General features: G+C 61.4%; 17 protein-coding genes. 6 read left to right on the top strand and 11 right to left on the bottom strand.

Annotated features, from left to right (window positions below):
- Positions 1 to 112 precede the first annotated feature (112 nt).
- Together folE and MHZ97_RS09125 are read right to left on the bottom strand one after the other, a co-directional pair.
- A complete protein-coding gene (gene folE, locus MHZ97_RS09120; protein ID WP_033750312.1) occupies positions 113 to 778 on the bottom strand; it encodes a GTP cyclohydrolase I FolE in 666 nt (221 codons plus the stop codon).
- Between the two features lie 122 nt (positions 779 to 900).
- On the bottom strand, positions 901 to 2,031 hold the full coding sequence (locus MHZ97_RS09125) for a YbfB/YjiJ family MFS transporter (protein ID WP_239314418.1): 1,131 nt from the start codon (positions 2,029 to 2,031) through the stop codon (positions 901 to 903).
- Positions 2,032 to 2,136: 105 nt separating this feature from the next.
- On the opposite strand from MHZ97_RS09125, the gene MHZ97_RS09130 reads away from it, so the two are divergent.
- The 3 genes from MHZ97_RS09130 (at position 2,137) to fghA (ending at position 5,116) form a co-directional block, all read left to right on the top strand.
- The gene (locus MHZ97_RS09130) at positions 2,137 to 3,048 is read left to right on the top strand and encodes a LysR family transcriptional regulator (RefSeq protein WP_103794106.1); all 912 of its coding nucleotides are present in this window, start codon (positions 2,137 to 2,139) and stop codon (positions 3,046 to 3,048) included.
- Positions 3,049 to 3,136: 88 nt separating this feature from the next.
- Positions 3,137 to 4,261 (top strand): S-(hydroxymethyl)glutathione dehydrogenase/class III alcohol dehydrogenase, encoded by a 1,125-nt coding sequence (locus MHZ97_RS09135; protein WP_239314417.1) that lies wholly within the window; start codon positions 3,137 to 3,139, stop codon positions 4,259 to 4,261.
- Positions 4,262 to 4,273: 12 nt separating this feature from the next.
- Positions 4,274 to 5,116, top strand: coding sequence for an S-formylglutathione hydrolase (gene fghA / locus MHZ97_RS09140; RefSeq protein WP_103794108.1), 843 nt, complete (start codon positions 4,274 to 4,276; stop codon positions 5,114 to 5,116).
- Between the two features lie 277 nt (positions 5,117 to 5,393).
- Here the strand turns inward: fghA and MHZ97_RS09145 are convergent, their stop codons facing one another.
- From MHZ97_RS09145 to MHZ97_RS09165, 5 genes are all read right to left on the bottom strand, one after another.
- Positions 5,394 to 6,182, bottom strand: coding sequence for an ABC transporter ATP-binding protein (locus MHZ97_RS09145; RefSeq protein WP_239314416.1), 789 nt, complete (start codon positions 6,180 to 6,182; stop codon positions 5,394 to 5,396).
- The gene (locus MHZ97_RS09150) at positions 6,179 to 7,237 is read right to left on the bottom strand and encodes an iron ABC transporter permease (RefSeq protein WP_033750328.1); all 1,059 of its coding nucleotides are present in this window, start codon (positions 7,235 to 7,237) and stop codon (positions 6,179 to 6,181) included. Before MHZ97_RS09150 ends, MHZ97_RS09145 begins: the two co-directional genes overlap by 4 nt.
- A gap of 146 nt (positions 7,238 to 7,383) precedes the next feature.
- Positions 7,384 to 8,850: an amino acid permease gene (locus tag MHZ97_RS09155; RefSeq protein ID WP_103794111.1), complete on the bottom strand. Its 1,467-nt coding sequence runs from the start codon at positions 8,848 to 8,850 to the stop codon at positions 7,384 to 7,386.
- 129 nt (positions 8,851 to 8,979) lie between these two features.
- The gene (gene yieE, locus MHZ97_RS09160) at positions 8,980 to 9,846 is read right to left on the bottom strand and encodes a DNA-binding transcriptional regulator YeiE (protein ID WP_103794112.1); all 867 of its coding nucleotides are present in this window, start codon (positions 9,844 to 9,846) and stop codon (positions 8,980 to 8,982) included.
- Between the two features lie 9 nt (positions 9,847 to 9,855).
- Complete coding sequence (locus MHZ97_RS09165) at positions 9,856 to 10,236, bottom strand: YkvA family protein (RefSeq protein ID WP_103794113.1); 381 nt, start codon at positions 10,234 to 10,236, stop codon at positions 9,856 to 9,858.
- Between the two features lie 101 nt (positions 10,237 to 10,337).
- Here MHZ97_RS09165 and MHZ97_RS09170 point away from each other — a divergent pair, with 101 nt between their 5' ends.
- Complete coding sequence (locus MHZ97_RS09170) at positions 10,338 to 11,405, top strand: YeiH family protein (RefSeq protein ID WP_239314415.1); 1,068 nt, start codon at positions 10,338 to 10,340, stop codon at positions 11,403 to 11,405.
- Positions 11,406 to 11,445: 40 nt separating this feature from the next.
- A complete protein-coding gene (gene nfo, locus MHZ97_RS09175) occupies positions 11,446 to 12,291 on the top strand; it encodes a deoxyribonuclease IV (RefSeq protein WP_239314414.1) in 846 nt (281 codons plus the stop codon).
- Between the two features lie 209 nt (positions 12,292 to 12,500).
- Here the strand turns inward: nfo and fruA are convergent, their stop codons facing one another.
- The 4 genes from fruA to MHZ97_RS09195 all read right to left on the bottom strand — a co-directional run bounded on the left by fruA (position 12,501) and on the right by MHZ97_RS09195 (position 16,803).
- Positions 12,501 to 14,192: a PTS fructose transporter subunit IIBC gene (fruA, locus tag MHZ97_RS09180; protein ID WP_239314413.1), complete on the bottom strand. Its 1,692-nt coding sequence runs from the start codon at positions 14,190 to 14,192 to the stop codon at positions 12,501 to 12,503.
- Positions 14,193 to 14,208: 16 nt separating this feature from the next.
- Positions 14,209 to 15,147: a 1-phosphofructokinase gene (gene fruK / locus MHZ97_RS09185; protein WP_239314412.1), complete on the bottom strand. Its 939-nt coding sequence runs from the start codon at positions 15,145 to 15,147 to the stop codon at positions 14,209 to 14,211.
- Complete coding sequence (fruB, locus tag MHZ97_RS09190) at positions 15,144 to 16,274, bottom strand: fused PTS fructose transporter subunit IIA/HPr protein (RefSeq protein WP_239314411.1); 1,131 nt, start codon at positions 16,272 to 16,274, stop codon at positions 15,144 to 15,146. The genes fruK and fruB overlap by 4 nt, the downstream gene beginning before the upstream one ends.
- Before the next feature lie 265 nt (positions 16,275 to 16,539).
- Complete coding sequence (locus MHZ97_RS09195) at positions 16,540 to 16,803, bottom strand: YkgJ family cysteine cluster protein (protein ID WP_103794437.1); 264 nt, start codon at positions 16,801 to 16,803, stop codon at positions 16,540 to 16,542.
- A 160-nt stretch (positions 16,804 to 16,963) separates the two neighbouring features.
- On the opposite strand from MHZ97_RS09195, the gene yeiP reads away from it, so the two are divergent.
- Entirely contained in the window at positions 16,964 to 17,536 is a 573-nt protein-coding gene (gene yeiP / locus MHZ97_RS09200) for an elongation factor P-like protein YeiP (protein ID WP_103794119.1), read from the top strand.
- Positions 17,537 to 17,557 lie beyond the last annotated feature (21 nt).

Below are 17,557 nucleotides of genomic sequence, written 5' to 3' on the forward strand. Positions count from 1 at the left end.
GCGCACCTCACCGCTGAGGTTGCCTGCGACGCGGGCCGGACAGGCAGGGATGCCCGCTTTTGCGTCTTTGCGATCGGATCATCTCACCCGCGTCGCTGCATAACCAATGGTGTTAAATATGACGCACCGCGCGCAGAAACTCCTGGCGAGTATTCTGGCTCGACTTAAACAGGCCGCCCAGCGAGGTGGTGGTGGTCGCGCTGGTGGCGTCTTTCACTCCGCGCGCTTTCACGCAGTAGTGCACCGCATCAATAGAGACCGCGACGTTGTTAGTGCCAAGCAGCGTCTGCAGCGCCACCAGCACCTGCTGCGTCAGACGTTCCTGCACCTGCGGGCGCTGGGCGAAGAACTGCACGATGCGGTTAATCTTCGACAGGCCAATCACCTTCTCTTTCGGAATATAGGCCACGGTCGCTTTGCCGTCGATAATCACAAAGTGGTGCTCGCAGGTGCTGGTCAGGGTGATATCGCGCACCGTCACCATCTCATCCACTTTCATCTTATTTTCGATGACTGTGATTTTCGGGAAGTTAGCGTAATCCAGGCCGGAAAAGACCTCATCCACATACATTTTGGCGATGCGATGCGGCGTCTCCATCAGGCTGTCATCCTCAAGATCCAGATTCAGCAGCTGCATGACCTCGGTCATATGGCCGGCGATCAGGCGCTTACGGGTTTCGTCATCCATTTCACGCGTCGGCGCGCGTAACGGTGTTTCCAGACCTCGCGCCAGCAGCGCTTCGTGAACCAGGATAGCTTCCTGACTAAGGGTGCTCATCGTACTCATCTCCGCAGGTGTAACGCCCGCCGGAGAGACCGGCGGGTTCAATTCTGAGCGCGTATTGTGAAGCTTTCCGCAGGGGTAATCCAGTAATCAATCCAATCGGTGATGAAAGCTTTTCATTGCGCGCGTCGCCAGACCAGCAGCCCGCCCGCCGCCAGGCCCAGCCCGGCGATCCACAGCGCGGGCGCCAGCTGATGCAGCAGCGCGGTCGAGAGCGACGACAGTACCGGCCCTACCAGCTGCCCGACGGCGTAGCCGGTGGTCAGCAGCCCCGCCATATAGCGCGTATGCTGCGGCGCCAGCTCGCGCGCGTAGGCCAGCGCCAGCTGTATCACGCAGAGAAAGCCGCCGCCCACCAGCAGCGCGCCGATCAGCAGGCCGCTAAAACCCGGCAGCGCCGCGGCCGCCGCCACGCCCAGCGCCTGCGCCCAGAGCACAAAGGCCAGCCGCCGGTTGTTGCTGGCGAGGTGGCGCGTCAGGATCCCCAGCGCGATGCCAACTATCGCCGCGCCGCCGAAGATCGGCCAGACCAGCTGGGCAAAGGCGCCGTCGGGAAAGCGCGCCGCCGCCATCTGCGACAGAAAGGTGGCGGGCAGGATATAGCCGAAGCCCGCCAGGCTATAGCTCAGCACCAGCCGTCGCAGGTCTGGGGTCAGCACCAGCGGATCCGGCGCCCGATCGGGACGGTGCAGATCGCCGACGCGGCGCGGCAAATTGCGCGCGATAGCGGCGATAATCAGCAGCGCCAGCAGGCCGTAGGCGGCCCAGGCCAGCGAGGCGGAAGCCTGCGAGGCGTGCAGCTGCACCGCCAGCAGGCCGCTGATAAAGATGCCCGCCCCCGGCCCGGCGAATACCGCCGCCGACAGGCCGGGACGGCCGTAGTGATGCAGCTGCTCGCTGCTCCAGGCGGCCACCAGCACCAGCGCCACGCCGCTCGCCCAGCCGATCAAAAAGCGCACCGCGCCGTGCAGCCAGGGGCCGGTGACGCAGGCGGAGAGCAGCGTCAGTATCACCGCGCCCCAGACGCCCAGCTGCAAACGCAGCTCGACGCGACGCCGCGCGCGCATCGCATCAAAAGAGCCGCAGAGATAGCCAAGATAGTTGAGCGCCGCCACCAGGCTGGCGCTGGTCAGCGTCAGCTGGCCGTCGTGTATCATTAGCGGCACCTGCGGCGTAAAGGCGAAACGTCCGATGCCCATCACCACCACCAGCGCCAGAAAGGCGCTGAGCGCCACGCGAAAAGCCATTTCCCTACTCCTGCCCTCTTATTATCACTTGCTTATAACATGCCAGCTTATTAAACTCACGAAAACTGAATAATTCGCATCAAGTTGTTTACGAGAAGAGAATATATGGATCTTGTCCAGCTACGCATGTTCTGTTCCGTGGCCGAAACCGGTTCGCTGGCGCGCGCTGCGGAACAACTTCATCGCGTCCCCTCCAACCTCACCACGCGGCTGCGGCAGCTGGAAGAGGAGATGGGCGTCGATCTGTTTATACGCGAGAAACAGCGCATTCGGCTGTCGCCGATGGGCCACAACTTTCTTAATTACGCGCAGCGCATTCTGGCGCTGAGCGACGAGGCGCTGAGCATGGCGCGCGCGGGTGAACCGGCCGGCAACTTCGCGCTCGGCTCGATGGAGAGCACCGCCGCGACGCGTCTGCCTGCCCTGCTGGCGGCCTATCATCAGCGCTTTCCGAAAGTGTCGCTGTCGCTGATCACCAGTACCTCCGGCGAGATTATCGACAAGGTGCGTGAAGGCACGCTGGCCGCCGCGCTGGTCGACGGCCCGGCGCCCTATGACGATCTCAACGGCTGCATCGCCTTCCGCGAAACCCTGACGCTGATCACCAGCCTCGATCATCTGCCGGTCAGGAACGCGCGCGACGTGCAAAACGACACCCTGTTCGCCTTTCGCAACAGCTGCTCCTATCGCGTGAAGCTTGAAGCCTGGTACCGCGACAGCGGCATCGCGCCCGGCAGCGTGATGGAGATCCAGTCCTACCACGCGATGATGGCCTGCGTGGCGGGCGGCGCGGGCGTGGCGATGATCCCTGAATCGGTGCTAAAGCAGATGCCTGAGCGCGCCCGCGTGCAGGCGCATCAGCTGCCGGCCGCCTGGCGCGACACCGCCACCTGGCTGATGTGGCGCCGCGACGCCTTTACCCCCAACGTCGAAGCGCTTAAGTACTTGATTATTGATATGTTTGACGACCGGCCGCAGGATGACCAGCTGCTGCATCCGCTGCAGGTCGCAGAGTAATTGCTGATTACGCGCTATTTTTATTGATATCACGACCTACGGACGCGACCAGACCGGCGCGTCCCCATCTGACCGCAAGAGGGATTGCATGAACATGATTAAAACCCGCGCCGCCGTTGCCTGGGCCGCTGGCGAACCGCTGAAAATCGAAGAAGTGGATCTGATGCCGCCGCAGAAAGGTGAAGTGCTGGTGCGTATCGTCGCCACCGGCGTGTGCCATACCGATGCCTATACCCTGTCGGGCAAAGATCCGGAAGGCGTATTCCCGGCGATCCTCGGCCATGAAGGCGGCGGCGTAGTGGAAGCGGTTGGCGAAGGCGTAACCAGCGTCGAAGTCGGCGATCACGTGATCCCGCTCTACACGCCCGAGTGCGGCAAGTGCAAATTCTGCCTGTCGGGCAAAACCAACCTCTGCCAGGCGATCCGCACCACCCAGGGCAAAGGCCTGATGCCGGACGGCACCACGCGTTTCTTTAAGGACGGCAAGCCGATTTTCCACTACATGGGCACCTCAACCTTCTCCGAGTACACCGTGGTGCCGGAAATCTCGCTGGCGAAAATCAGCAAAGAGGCGCCGCTGGAGGAAGTATGTCTGCTGGGCTGCGGCGTTACCACCGGCATGGGCGCGGTAATGAACACCGCCAAAGTTAAAGAAGGCGATACCGTGGCGATTTTCGGCCTCGGCGGCATCGGCCTGTCGGCGATTATCGGCGCGAAAATGGCAAAAGCGGGACGCATTATCGGTATCGATATCAACACCAGTAAATTTGACCTGGCGCGCAAGCTGGGTGCGACCGACCTGGTGAACCCGAGAGATTATGAGAAACCGATCCAGGAAGTGATCGTTGAGATGACCGACGGCGGCGTGGATTACTCCTTTGAATGCATCGGCAACGTCAACGTCATGCGTTCCGCGCTGGAGTGCTGCCATAAAGGCTGGGGCGAATCGGTGATTATCGGCGTGGCCGGCGCGGGCGAAGAGATCTCAACCCGTCCGTTCCAGCTGGTGACCGGTCGCGTCTGGCGCGGTTCCGCCTTCGGCGGCGTGAAGGGCCGCTCACAGCTGCCGGGTATCGTGCAGGATTATCTGGACGGCAAATTCGCCCTGAACGACTTTATTACCCATACCATGCCGCTGGAGGAGATCAACGAGGCCTTCGATCTGATGCATGAAGGGAAGTCGATCCGTTCGGTGGTGCACTTCAACAAGTAATCGGGAGGCGATATGGCATCCACGCTGGAACTGCTGGAAGAACACAGGATGTTCGGCGGCTGGCAGCAACGCTGGCGACATCAGTCAGCCGCGCTCAACTGCCCGATGACCTTCAGCATTTTTTTGCCCAATCCAAAAGGCGACACGCCGCCGCCCGCGGTGTGGTTTCTGGCAGGCCTGACCTGCACGGATGAGAACTTCAGCACCAAAGCTGGCGCGCAGCGCGTCGCGGCGGAGCTGGGTCTGGTGTTGATTATGCCGGACACCAGCCCGCGCGGCGAGGCGGTCGCCAACGACGACGCCTACGATCTCGGCCAGGGCGCAGGGTTTTACCTTAACGCGACCCAGGCGCCCTGGTCGGCGCACTACCGCATGTTCGACTACCTGAGCCAGGAGCTGCCGGCGCTGATCGCCGATAACTTCAATATCAGCGAGCGGCAGTCGGTTATGGGGCATTCGATGGGCGGCCACGGCGCGCTGATGCTGGCGCTGCGTCTCGGCAACCGCTTTGCGTCGGCGTCGGCCTTTGCGCCCATCGTCAATCCCAGCGAGGTGCCCTGGGGGCAGAAAGCGTTCAGCGCCTATCTGGGCGACGATCGTGCCGCGTGGCGCGAGTATGACAGCTGTGCGCTGATGCGCGAGGTGCAGTCGCGCCTGCCGATCCTGATCGATCAGGGCGACAGCGATCAGTTCCTGGCAGATCAGCTTCAGCCAGAGCGGCTGGATGTGGTGGCAAAAGAGGTGGGATTCCCGCTGACGCTGCGCGTGCAGCCGGGCTATGACCACAGCTACTACTTTATTGCGACTTTCGTCGAGGATCATCTGCGCTTCCATGCGCAGCACTTACTGGTGTAGGTCGTTCAGGGCCGCATCGCGGCCCTGAACCTTTGGCAAGTTGTGCAGCGACAGGTAATGCGCAGACGCGGTTGGCATGACCCGATCGCAAAGACGCAAAAAACGGCATCCCTGCCAGCTCGGCCCGCAGCATTACGCACCTCATCCCTGAGGTGCGCCCGTTGCCGGGCTAACGCGTTGCGTTATTCAAAAACGTTCCCGACGTTTTTGTCTCTGTCGCGGGACGCTTTGCTCTTCGGGCTATGCCAACCACGTTCTCAACGCCGCTGCGCGCGGTTTAAACCAGCTCCGAACCGACCAGCCCGTCAATCATCACCTGCGGCATTCCCTGCGAGCAGTGTTCGATACGCCCTTTCACGCCATATACCTGCGCCAGCGTTTCCGGCGTAATCACCTGCTCCGGCACGCCATCCGCTATCAGCGCACCCTCTTTCAGCATCAGCGCATGGTGCGCATGGCGTAAGGCGATATTGATATCGTGTACCACCACCACGGTAACGATATTGCGCTGGGCGGTTTCGCGGCGCACCAGATCCATTACGTGAAACTGGTAGTTCAGGTCCAGCGCGCTCAGCGGCTCATCCAGCAGCAGCAGCTCCGGGCGGCGGATCAGCGACTGCGCCAGGCCGACCAGCTGTTTCTGTCCGCCTGACAGCTGATCGAGATAGCGCATCGCCAGATGCGAAATGCCGAGCTGCTCCAGCAGATACATCACTTCCGCTTCGCTGGCGGCATTATGCAGGCCGCCGGACGCGCGCTGCGCCACGATAATCGACTCCAGCACGTGCAGATGCACCCCCGCCGGCAGCGTCTGCGGCAGATAGACCACGCGCTGGGCGCGGCGCGCGAACGGCTGCTGCATCAGCTCTTCGTCGTTAAGCCACAGTTCACCCTGCCCTTTGTTCAGCCCGGCCAGCGCGCGCAGCAGCGTCGACTTGCCGCAGCCGTTCGGCCCCAGCAGCACGGTGATCTTGCCGCGCGGCAGAAGCGCCACGCTGAGATCCTCAATCACCTTGCGTTTGGGGTAGCCCGCCGTGAAATGTTTTAACCTCAGCCCCTGACTCATACATTCCCCCGGTGACGCAGAATAATGCTCAGGAAGAAGGGCACGCCCACCAGCGAGGTGACGATACCCACCGGAATAATCACGCCGGGAATGAGGTTCTTTGAGGCGACCGACGCCATTGAGAGCACCAGCGCGCCGGTCAGGGCGCTGGCGGGCAGATAGTAGCGGTGATCTTCGCCGAAGATCATGCGGGCGATATGCGGTGCCACCAGTCCGATAAAGCCGATTGGTCCGACAAAGGCGACCGCCAGCGCGGAAAGAATACTGATGCGCAGCAGCGTTGCCAGGCGCAGGCGACGCACGTCGATGCCGAAGCTCACGGCACGATCTTCGCCGAGACGCAGCGCGGTCAGCTTCCAGCTGCTGAGCAGCGAAAACGGCAGCAGTAGCGCAAAGGCGGCGCTCAGCACGCCAAGCTTTTCCCAGGAGGCGCGCGCCAGGCTACCCATGGTCCAGAATACCAGCCCCTGCAGGGTATCTTCGCTGGCGATAAACTGCATCATTGATACCAGCGCGTTAAAGGTGAAGACCAGCGCGATGCCGAACAGCACCACGCCCGAGGTAGAGACCCGCGTCCAGCGCGTCACGCCGTCGAGCATCAGCGCGGCGAACAGCGCGAACACAAAGGCGTTGGCGGAAATCAGCCACTGATCCGGCACGCCGGGAATGCCGATGCCGAGAATAATCGCCAGCGCCGCGCCGAAAGCCGCCGCTGAAGAGACGCCTAGGGTAAAGGGGCTGGCCAGCGGGTTATTGAGGATGGTTTGCATCTCGGCGCCCGCCAGTCCGAGGCAAAAACCGACCACCACCGCCATCAGCGCGTAGGGTAAACGGATATCCCAGACGATGACGCGCGTGCCGGCGTCAACCGTGGCGGGATGAAGCAGCGATTGCCAGAGGGTCGGCAGCGAAAGGCCGGCCGGGCCAAGGGTAAAGTCCAGTACCAGCGAGGCGATAATTGCCAGCACCAGCACGGCGATCATCAGCATGCGGCGGCGCAATACCTGATGATAGCGGCCCATAGCGCCCTGCGCGGGCAGAGTTGAGTCCGTCATAAAAAGCCTGTGTTAAAGGTTCGGTCGAAAACGCTGCCACAATAGAGCAGATGATAATAATTATCAATTCTTCAACCTAAACAAAACGGCTCCTTAACGAAAAAAGCGCGGCCTGGCCGCGCTTACTGTTATCCCGAAGGTGAGCTTCACTCTTTATGCGTCGGGAATTCCATATCGCTGTACTTCACGAAGCGGGTGCCGCGCGTCAGCTTGTAGCCCATCCAGATCAGCAAAAACAGCGGCAGACCGATATAGGTGGCGGCAACGCCGTACCAGTCGATGCTGTCGTTGAGGAACGCCTGATAGTTCTGGCCCAGCGTGATGATCAGACAGAGCACGAAGGCGAAAATCGGGCCGACCGGGAAAAAGCCCGAGCGGTACGGCAGGTCGTCCAGGCTGTGGCCCTGCCTGATATAGCCGCGACGGAAGCGATAGTGGCTGATGGCGATGCCCAGCCAGGCGATAAAGCCGGTCATGCCCGAGGTATTCAGCAGCCAGAGATAGACTTCCTGATTGCCGAACTTCGAGGTGAGAAAGCAGAGCCCCGCCACCACGGTCGTCGCCAGCAGCGCGTTGCGCGGCACGCCGCCTTTTGACAGCCTGGCGAAAATGCGCGGCGCTTTGCCTTCACTCGCCAGGTTATAGAGCATGCGCGTCGAGGCGTACATACCGGAGTTGCCCGCCGACAGCACCGACGTCAGGATCACCGCGTTCATCACCGCCGCCGCTGAAAGCAGGCCAGCATGCTGGAACACCAGGGTAAAGGGGCTGACGCTGATGTCGGTGACGTCGTTGTGCAGCAGCTGCGGATCGGTATAGGGCAGGATCAGGCTGATAATCAGAATCGCGAAGATATAGAACAGCAGGATACGCCAGAACACCTGGCGCACCGCGCGCGGAATGTTTTTCGCCGGATCTTCCGACTCGCCCGCCGCGATGCCGATCAGCTCGGTGCCCTGGAAAGAGAAGCCGACGATCATCGCCACGCCTATCATCGCCGCGAATCCGCCGGCGAACGGCGCGTCGCCGACCTGCCAGTTATGCCAGCCGGCGTGCTCGCCGCCGCGCAGGATACCGAGGATCATCAGGACGCCAACCACGATAAAGATAATCACGGTCGCCACCTTGATCAGCGAGAACCAGTACTCCGCTTCACCAAAGCCTTTTACTGAAATAAAGTTAAGCAGGAACATCAGGCAGAGGAACAGCGCGCTCCAGATCCAGCCTGGCGTATCGGGAAACCAGTAGTTCATCACCAGCTGCGAGGCAACGAGATCCACGGCGATGGTCACCGCCCAGTTGTACCAGTAGTTCCAGCCGAGGGCGAAACCAAAGCCCTCTTCCACATATTTTGCGCCGTAGGTGGCGAAGGAGCCGGAAACCGGCATAAAGGCGGCCAGCTCGCCGAGGCTGGTCATCAGGAAGTAGACCATCAGGCCAATCAGCGCGTAGGAGAGCAGCGCACCGCCCGGCCCCGCCTGGGAAATGGTGGCGCCGGAGGCAACGAACAGGCCGGTGCCGATCGATCCGCCGATGGCGATCATCGTCAGGTGACGCGCCTTTAACTCGCGTCGTAACGCAGGTTGTTGTGTTGTATTTGTGTCTTTATGCATGTGTAAACACTAGGCTCGCTAAAAATGAGGCGCGATTGTAGCAATTCACCCTGCCCTGTATAGCACTGGTGCCCTGTTATTAGTTACCTTCATAATCGCCGCTGAATTATAAGCAAAAACCTTTTGCAGCTACTCGCGGCAGTAGGAGAGAAAGCGGTCAAGCGCCCGGGAAAGGTGCTTCTGGCGATGATGAATACGGTACAGAGTGCGCGTCAGGCGCGGCAGCGGAATCGTCAGCTCGACCAGGGTGCCCGCCTCCAGCAGATCGGCGATGACGCGCCGCGACAGGCAGCTGATGCCCATATTGTGCCGCACCGCATGCTTGATCGCCTCGGAATTGCCCAGCTCCATGCCGAGCTGAAAAGCGGGCAGGTGCGAGAGCAGCAGATAGTCGACGATTTCGCGCGTGCCGGAGCCGCGCTCGCGCAGGATCCACGGGGCGTTGCCGAGGCTCTCCAGCGTCACCGGCTGGCGCGCAATCTCCGCATCGGGCGCGGCGAACACCACCAGCTCATCCTCCAGCCAGGCATCGCTCACCAGTTCAGTCATATGGCACGGCCCTTCAATCAGGCCGACGTCGACGCGGAAATCCGCCACCGCGTTGATAACATCCTGGCTGTTGCCGACGCTCAGCTCCAGCGGCAGGCCGGGAAAGTCGCGGCGATAGGCGGCGATCATACCCGGCAGCAGATAGTTGCCGATGGTGCTGCTGGCGTAGATACGGATGGCACCGTTGTCCTCTTTAAATAGCTGTTCGATTTCGCCCGCCTGCTCCAGCAGGCCGATGGCGCGCGGATAGAGCAGGCGGCCGTGTTCGTTCAGCACCAGCCGCTTGCCGACCCGGTCGAACAGCTGTACGCCCAGCTGGCCTTCCAGATCCGCCAGCGCAGCGCTTACCGCCGACTGCGAAAGCGCCAGCACCTGCGAGGCCTGCGTGGTCGAGCCGCTTTTCAGCACTTCGGTAAACACTTCTATCTGCCGCAGCGTGATATGCATGGGGTTTCCTTACATTGCGTAGCGCTGAATGAGGTAGTAGAGCACTCCCAGCCAGATCAGCACCATCAGCACCAGGCCAAAGCCGCTGACCACCTTTTTGCCGCGCGCGCGCTGTACTTCAGCGCGCTCCGCGCTGCTGATACGCACGTCGCGCGGCAGCAGGCGCAGCAGGATCAGCACGCCGAGCGGAATGATTATCGCATCGTCCAGCAGGCCGATGATGGGGATGAAGTCGGGGATCAGATCGATGGGGCTGAGCGCATAGGCAACCAGCCCAAATGCCAGCAGCTTGAACCACCAGGGCGTGCGCGGGTCGCGGCAGGCGAACCACAGCGTCAGCACATCTTTTTTAATCAGGGCGGCCCAGCGGCGTAAACGTCCAAATAACATCTTTCGGCCTTATCGTTTTATCTGGTTAATTATAAATATATTATCAATTTCACTTTTAAGCCAGCGCGGCGCATGCTTTGCCTGAACCTAAGGAGCAGATGATGGCAGAGCTAAGTTTTCCCCGACTTCCCGATTTTATTCAACACCGTTTTCCGGGTTTGCTGCTGACCGCCGCCATTGCCGGCGGCGCGGCCTGGCTGGCGCAGCGCCCGCAGGTTGCTGAACTGGGCCTCGGCGCGCTGACGCTGGCGATTATGCTCGGCATTCTGGTCGGCAACACCCTTTACCCTTCCGTGGCCGCTCCGTGCGACGCGGGCGTGCTGCTGGCGAAGCAGAAACTGCTGCGCCTCGGCATTATTCTGTTCGGCTTTCGCATTACGCTGCAGCAGATCGCTGAGGTTGGCCTGAGCGGCGTGCTGATCGATCTGCTGACGCTGAGCTCCACCTTCTTTATTACCTGCCTGCTGGGCATCAGGCTGCTGAAGCTCGACCGCGAAACGGTCTGGCTAATCGGCGCGGGCAGCAGCATCTGCGGCGCGGCGGCGGTGCTCGCCACCGAGCCGGTGGTAAAGGCCTCACCGTCGAAGGTCGCGGTGGCGGTGGCGACCGTGGTGCTGTTCGGCACCCTGGCGATCCTGATCTATCCCCCGCTCTGGCTGCTGGCACAGCGCTATTTCCCGGCGCTGAGCATGGCGCAGTACGGCATCTTTACCGGCTCCACCATCCATGAGGTGGCGCAGGTGGTGGCGGCCGGTCATGCGGTAGGCCCAGAGGCGGAGAACAGCGCGGTGATCGCGAAAATGCTGCGCGTCATGATGCTGGCGCCCTTTCTGCTCTGCCTGAGCGGCTGGCTGCGCCGCGCGCCGCAGCAGCCGGCGCGCCGGGGCATCGCCTTCCCCTGGTTCGCGCTCGGCTTTATCGGCGTGGCGCTGTTTAACTCGCTGCATCTGCTGCCGGCCGCCTGGGTCGCCTCGATTAATCAGGTCGCTAACCTGCTGCTGGCGATGGCGATGGCGGCGCTCGGCCTTACCACGCGCTTCGGCGCGCTGCGTCAGGCAGGCGCAAAACCGCTGCTGCTGGGGCTGATGGTGTTTATCTGGCTGATCGTCGTCGGCGGCGCCATCAATCTGCTGACGCAGCATTTCATGGGTCTGGCGCATCAGGTATGATGCGGGCTTCTTTTTAGTCGGCCTTTTCAGGAGAAGCGGCATGAAATATATCGGCGCCCACGTCAGCGCGGCTGGCGGCGTAGAGCAGGCAGTGATTCGTGCCCATGAACTGGAAGCGACCGCGTTTGCCCTGTTTACCAAAAATCAGCGGCAGTGGAAGGCGGCGCCGCTTTCAGGCGCCACCATCGACGCGTTCAAATCCGCCTGCGAGAAATACCACTTTGGCCCGCATCAGATCCTGCCGCACGACAGCTTTCTGATTAACCTTGGTCATCCAGTCATGGATGCGCTGGAAAAGTCGCGCACCGCCTTTATCGACGAGATGCAGCGCGCCGAGCAGCTGGGCCTGACGCTGCTCAACTTCCATCCGGGCAGCCATCTGAGTCAGATCGAGGAAGAGGCGTGCCTGAAGCGCATCGCCGAGTCGGTCAATATCGCGCTGGATAAAACGTCACAGGTGGTGGCGGTGATTGAGAACACCGCCGGTCAGGGCAGTAACCTTGGCTTCCGCTTTGAACATCTGGCGACGATTATCGAGCACGTTGAGGATAAATCCCGCGTCGGCGTCTGTATTGATACCTGCCATGCCTTTGCCGGCGGCTACGATCTGCGTACCGAAGCGGCGTGCGAAGAGACCTTCGCCGAGTTCGAGCGCATCGTCGGCTTCCAGTATCTGCGCGGCATGCACCTTAACGACGCCAAGAGCGCCTTCGGCAGCCGGGTCGATCGTCACCACAGCCTGGGCGAAGGCAATATCGGCAAAACGGCCTTTAGCTGGCTGATGAAGGATGCGCGCTTTGATGGTATCCCGCTGATTCTGGAGACCATTAATCCGGATATCTGGAAAGATGAGATCGCCTGGCTGAAAGCAGAGCAGAAAAACTAAAAGAGGGAGCCACATGGCTCCCTTATCGTTGTTAATGCTGTGCTCATCGCAGGTGACAGGGCCCGATCGCAAAGACGCAAAAAACGGCATCCCTGCCAGCTCGGCCCGCGACATCCTTGTCGCGGGACGCTTTGCTCTTCGGTCCCTGTCACCTGCTTTATAAACTACTCAGCCGCTGTAGGGAGTCCGCAGACGCCCCGCACCAAGGATCAGGCTTTCGCCAGCTCCTCTTCCGGGCGTTTCAGGATGGCGTAACCCAGGCCCGCCACCGCCGTGCCGACGATAATCGATACCAGGTAGCCCAGCACCGGCGTAATCGCGCCAGGAATAAGCAGTACGAACAGGCCGCCGTGCGGCGCCATCAGCTTCGCGCCGATATACATAGAGATAGCGCCGGTCAGTGCGCCACCGACGATACAGCACGGCAGCACGCGCATCGGGTCGCGCGCCGCAAACGGAATCGCGCCCTCGGAGATAAAGCAGAGACCCAGCACCAGCGCCGCTTTGCCTCCCTCCTGCTGACCTTTATTGAACTTACGGCGCGCCACCAGCGTCGCAACGCCCATCGCCAGCGGTGGCACCATGCCCGCCGCCATAATCGCCGCCATCGGCGCGTAGGTCTGCGAACTCAGCAGGCCGACGCCGAAGGCGTATGCCACTTTATTCACCGGGCCGCCCATATCGGTACACATCATGCCGCCCAGGATTGCGCCCAGCAGCACCGCATTTGCCGTGCCCATATTCGACAGCCAGGCGGTCAGGCCGGTCATAATAGCGGCGACTGGTTTACCCACCACGTAGATCATCAGCAGGCCGGTGATCAGGCTGGCAACCAGCGGGATAATCAAAATAGGCTTCAGCGCTTCCATACTCTGCGGCAGCTTAAGCTTGCCGCTGATCAGCTTCGCCGCATAGCCGGCGATAAAACCGGCGATAATGCCGCCGAGGAAGCCGGCGTTAATGCTGGTGGCGATCATGCCGCCAATCAGGCCCGGCGTCAGGCCCGGACGATCGGCAATTGAGAACGCAATAAAGCCCGCCAGCACCGGCACCATCAGCGCAAAGGCGCTGCCGCCACCGATCTGCATCAGCGCCGCCGCCAGGGTGCCCGGCTCTTTAAAGGCGGTAATGCCGAAGGCGAAGGAGAGCGCAATGCTCAGACCGCCCGCCACCACCATCGGCAGCATATAGGAGACGCCGGTCAACAGGTGACGGTACGCGCCCGCTTTCTCTTTTTTCTCGTCCTGCGGCTCGCCGCTCTGGCCGCCAGCAGCTTTGTAAGGCCGGGCTTCAGCCACCGCCTTATCCAGCTCCTGCGCGGTTTTCTTCAGCGCCAGACCGGTTGAGGTGCGGTACATCGGCTTACCGGCGAACTTCGCCAGGTCAACCTCAATATCCGCCGCCACGATCACCAGATCGGCAGCCGCCACCTCTTCCGGGGTAATCGCATTGCCTGCGCCAACGGAGCCGCGGGTTTCCACTTTCACCCACCAGCCGCGTTTGGTCGCCTCTGCCTGGATCGCCTCGGCAGCCATAAAGGTGTGCGCTACGCCGGTGGGACAGGCGGTAACCGCAACGATACGTTTTTGCGCGCTGGCCTGCGCGGCGGCAGGTGCAGCCTCGACCGCGACTGGCTGCCAGGGTTTCGCTTCCGCTTTCGCCTGCGCGAGGAACTGCTCAGGCGCACGTACCGCCTGCTGTACATCGCCCAGCCAGACAGATTTGCCGTTCAGGGCGGCGTCGTTCGGCAGCGCGTGGCCGAGGACGATCGCCAGCTCCGCTTCCGCCGGATTATCGGTAAGGGTAAAGCCAGCCTGCGCCGCAGCGGCAGCCAGACGCTGTTGCGCCATCCAGGCCGAGGCCTGGCCAGTTGAAGGATCTTTTATCAGCAGCGTTTTCATTATCGCTCTCCTGCTGTCAGTTAACGGGTTGTAAGTCGACGCGCGCCATCATCGCGGCCAACTGGGTACGATCGGTTACGCCAACGTTGCTCTGGCTAACGGCCATCGCCGCCACCGCCGTCGCAAGACGCAGCGTGTGTTCACTGGATTCGCGCATCAGCAGGCCGTAAATCAGGCCGCCGACCATCGAGTCCCCCGCCCCCACGGTGCTGACCACTTCGCACACCGGCGGTCTGGCGATCCATTCGCCTGAGGCGTTGACCCAGAGCGCGCCCTCCGCGCCCAGCGAAATCACGACATGGGCGATGCCCTGCTCGCGCAGCTCATGCGCCGCGCCAATCACATCCTGCAGCGTCGGCAGCTTACGTCCGGCCCAGATCTCCAGCTCGCGACGGTTTGGCTTCACCAGCCAGGGCGCGGCCTTCAGGCCCGCCACCAGCGCTTCGCGGCTGCTGTCGAAAATAATGCAGGGGCAGTGGGTGCGCAGGTCGCTCATCCAGCGGGTAAAGGCTTCCGGCTGCACGCCCGACGGCAGGCTGCCGCTGACGCACACCATGTCGAACTGGCCGAGCCAGGTCAGGGAATCGCTGGTGAAGCGATCCCAGTCCTGCTGGCTTACGTCAAAGCCAGAGAAGTTAAGATCGGTTACGTCGTTGTTCTGCTCGGTGAGCTTGACGTTGATGCGCGTGCGGCCCGGCACCACCTGGAAACGGTTGGCGATGCCCAGCTCGCTGAACAGCTGCTGAAAGCCGTCCTGATTCTCTTTGCCAAGGAAGCCGCCCACCGTAACGTCGATGCCGAGATCTTTCAGCACCTTCGCCACGTTAATGCCTTTGCCGGCCGCATGCAGGCCGGTGGTTTTTACCAGGTTAACCTCGCCGCGCTCGATCTCTGGAACGAAGCCCACCAGGTCGTAGGCGGGGTTTAGCGTAATAGTTGCGACGCGTCTGCTCATGCTACTCCCTCGCCCAGCCCCGAATTAATCGCCTCTTCTATGGCGTTCAGCGCCTGCTGCGCATCTTCGCCGCTGGCGGTAAAGCGCAGGCGATGGCCCTTCTTCACGCCCAGCGCCACCACTTTCATCAGGCTACGGCCGTTGGCTGGCTTGCCGCTGCCGTCGAGGTTAGTGACGGTAATATCGCTGTTAAACTGTTTGATGACGCTGACCAGCGCCGTGCCGGGGCGGGCGTGCAGCCCGTGCTCGTTGCGAATGGTGAACTCTGCGCTCAGCACCTCGGCCTGCTCGTCCACTTCGCTGGTCAGCAGCGCGTAGACGCCCGCCGCGTCCGCCTTCAGCAGGCGATCCGCCTTGCCGTTCAGCAGCAGCGTGCTGAGATAGCTCAGCACCTCCATTGGTCGCTCGTCGACGGCGGATACCGTCACCAGCAGCGCCACTTTTTCGCCCTGATATTCACCCGGCGTGGCGGCGCGGCTGACCGCGACCGCGCTGCGCAGGTTGCCGCGGCTGCTGTCGCTCAGCCAGATGCCCTGTCCCAGACTCAGCGGCGTCGCGGCCACCACGTCGGCGACAAAGCTGGCGTCTACCGCGCCCGCGGCCTGCAGACGGCCGGCATTCAGCGCCTGCAGCGTCATCAGGTCGCTGGCGGCGACGTCTAAGGTAATCAGCGAGGTGTCGAAGCTGAATTCGGCCGCCTGTTTTTCGCCCATCAGCAGCGCGCGCAGATCTTCCGCCGAGGCGGTTTTCAGCTGTTCAGCGACGCTGTCGTCGCTCAGCACGTGCGTCAGCTGACGCAGCAGCGCCAGGTGCTCGTCAGATTTCGCTGCGATACCGATCGCGACAAACGCGGTCTGATCTTCGCCCCAGGCGACGCCCTGCGGAAACTGAAACACCTGCACGCCGGTTTTCTGCACCAGGTCGCGCGTATCGGTGGTGCCGTGCGGGATGGCGATGCCGTTGCCCAGAAAAGTTGAGGTCTGCTGCTCACGCGCCAGCATGCCGTCGACGTAGCCTTCCGCCACGTTGCCCGCTGCGGTCAGTGCCGCCGCGACCTGACGGATCGCCTCTTCTTTATTTTGTGCACTGGCTCCGGTGTGGATGGCCTGCAATTCGAGCTGGAACATATTTCTCCTCGCTTACTGAAATTGAATCGTTTCAGCCTGATGGCCGTTTAAAGCGCGGCGACGCTGCGCAGAGCGCGGGCCTGCCCCGCTGAAACGTTTCAAGGAGTCTGGTACAGCGCACCAGGCCATGCAAGAAAATGCGTAAAATGCGTAGCAGATTTTTGACGTTACGCACACTTCATAACTCGTAGAGTAAGAATATCCTCAGGGCGCTGAACGCCGTGCTGTAACAGCATGTCAGAAGGCCCTGCCTGCGTCAGCAGCGTCAGCGCGATGAGGGTGCGGTGTCCGCTTCCAGCTGTAGCAGATAGACCATAGCGTCATGGCGCGTGGTGCCGCACATCTCGCGCGACGGCTGTAAACCGGCACAGACGGCGGGCCGCAGCGGCGAGCCGAACAGTTTGCAGCGCAGATCGGCGTCAAGCTGAACGCAAGGGGTATTGGCGGGTTTGCCCTGAGGCATGCCGGGGATCGGCGAGGAGATCGACGGCGCGGTACAGCAGGCGCCGCACTGACTACGGCATTGCATGATGCGCTCCAGCGAGAGTTGAGCCGAGACAATAGCAGCCCCCGCACCCGAACGCCATCTCTGCGTCATCGCGCGCATTTTTTCCGGCGCCATATTGCCTGTTTACCCCGGCGCGAGTAACGTGGCGCGCATCAGAGTTCTTCTTTAAGCGAGAGTTGCAATGCCAAGAGCAAATGAGATCAAAAAAGGGATGGCGGTGAGCTGGAACGGCAAACTGCTGCTGGTTAAGGATATCGATATTCAGAGCCCGAGCGCGCGCGGCGCCGTGACGCTGTATAAAATGCGCTTTACCGATATCCGTACCGGGCTGAAGGTGGAAGAGCGTTTTAAAGGTGATGATATTCTGGACGTCATCCAGCTCAGCCGTCGCAGCGTCACCTTCTCTTATATTGACGGCGACGAATATGTCTTTATGGATGACGAGGACTACACGCCCTACTCGTTCAAGAAAGATCAGATTGAAGAAGAGCTGCTGTTTATTCCCGAAGGCGGCATTCCCGGCATTCAGGTGCTGACGATGGATGGCCAGGTGCTGGCGCTTGAACTGCCGCAGACGGTGGATATGGAGATCGTTGATACCGCTCCAGGCATCAAAGGCGCCTCCGCCAGCGCGCGCACCAAACCCGCCGGCATGAGCACCGGACTGAGCATTCAGGTGCCGGAATACCTGAGCAACGGCGATCGCATCCGTATTCATATCGCTGAACGCCGCTATATGAGCCGCGCTGACTAACCGGCACTGCTTATGTTATAA

This window comes from Pantoea sp. ACRSC, from assembly GCF_022346785.1.
Taxonomy (GTDB): Bacteria; Pseudomonadota; Gammaproteobacteria; order Enterobacterales; family Enterobacteriaceae; genus Pantoea; species Pantoea alvi.

Bases quoted from the DNA above. Each gene is read 5' to 3' on its own strand.
- folE (WP_033750312.1), bottom strand. From the start codon at position 778: ATGAGCACCCTTAGTCAGGAAGCTATCCTGGTTCACGAAGCGCTGCTG.
- MHZ97_RS09125 (WP_239314418.1), bottom strand. From the start codon at position 2,031: ATGGCTTTTCGCGTGGCGCTCAGCGCCTTTCTGGCGCTGGTGGTGGTG.
- MHZ97_RS09130 (WP_103794106.1), top strand. From the start codon at position 2,137: ATGGATCTTGTCCAGCTACGCATGTTCTGTTCCGTGGCCGAAACCGGT.
- MHZ97_RS09135 (WP_239314417.1), top strand. From the start codon at position 3,137: ATGAACATGATTAAAACCCGCGCCGCCGTTGCCTGGGCCGCTGGCGAA.
- fghA (WP_103794108.1), top strand. From the start codon at position 4,274: ATGGCATCCACGCTGGAACTGCTGGAAGAACACAGGATGTTCGGCGGC.
- MHZ97_RS09145 (WP_239314416.1), bottom strand. From the start codon at position 6,182: ATGAGTCAGGGGCTGAGGTTAAAACATTTCACGGCGGGCTACCCCAAA.
- MHZ97_RS09150 (WP_033750328.1), bottom strand. From the start codon at position 7,237: ATGACGGACTCAACTCTGCCCGCGCAGGGCGCTATGGGCCGCTATCAT.
- MHZ97_RS09155 (WP_103794111.1), bottom strand. From the start codon at position 8,850: ATGCATAAAGACACAAATACAACACAACAACCTGCGTTACGACGCGAG.
- yieE (WP_103794112.1), bottom strand. From the start codon at position 9,846: ATGCATATCACGCTGCGGCAGATAGAAGTGTTTACCGAAGTGCTGAAA.
- MHZ97_RS09165 (WP_103794113.1), bottom strand. From the start codon at position 10,236: ATGTTATTTGGACGTTTACGCCGCTGGGCCGCCCTGATTAAAAAAGAT.
- MHZ97_RS09170 (WP_239314415.1), top strand. From the start codon at position 10,338: ATGGCAGAGCTAAGTTTTCCCCGACTTCCCGATTTTATTCAACACCGT.
- nfo (WP_239314414.1), top strand. From the start codon at position 11,446: ATGAAATATATCGGCGCCCACGTCAGCGCGGCTGGCGGCGTAGAGCAG.
- fruA (WP_239314413.1), bottom strand. From the start codon at position 14,192: ATGAAAACGCTGCTGATAAAAGATCCTTCAACTGGCCAGGCCTCGGCC.
- fruK (WP_239314412.1), bottom strand. From the start codon at position 15,147: ATGAGCAGACGCGTCGCAACTATTACGCTAAACCCCGCCTACGACCTG.
- fruB (WP_239314411.1), bottom strand. From the start codon at position 16,274: ATGTTCCAGCTCGAATTGCAGGCCATCCACACCGGAGCCAGTGCACAA.
- MHZ97_RS09195 (WP_103794437.1), bottom strand. From the start codon at position 16,803: ATGCAATGCCGTAGTCAGTGCGGCGCCTGCTGTACCGCGCCGTCGATC.
- yeiP (WP_103794119.1), top strand. From the start codon at position 16,964: ATGCCAAGAGCAAATGAGATCAAAAAAGGGATGGCGGTGAGCTGGAAC.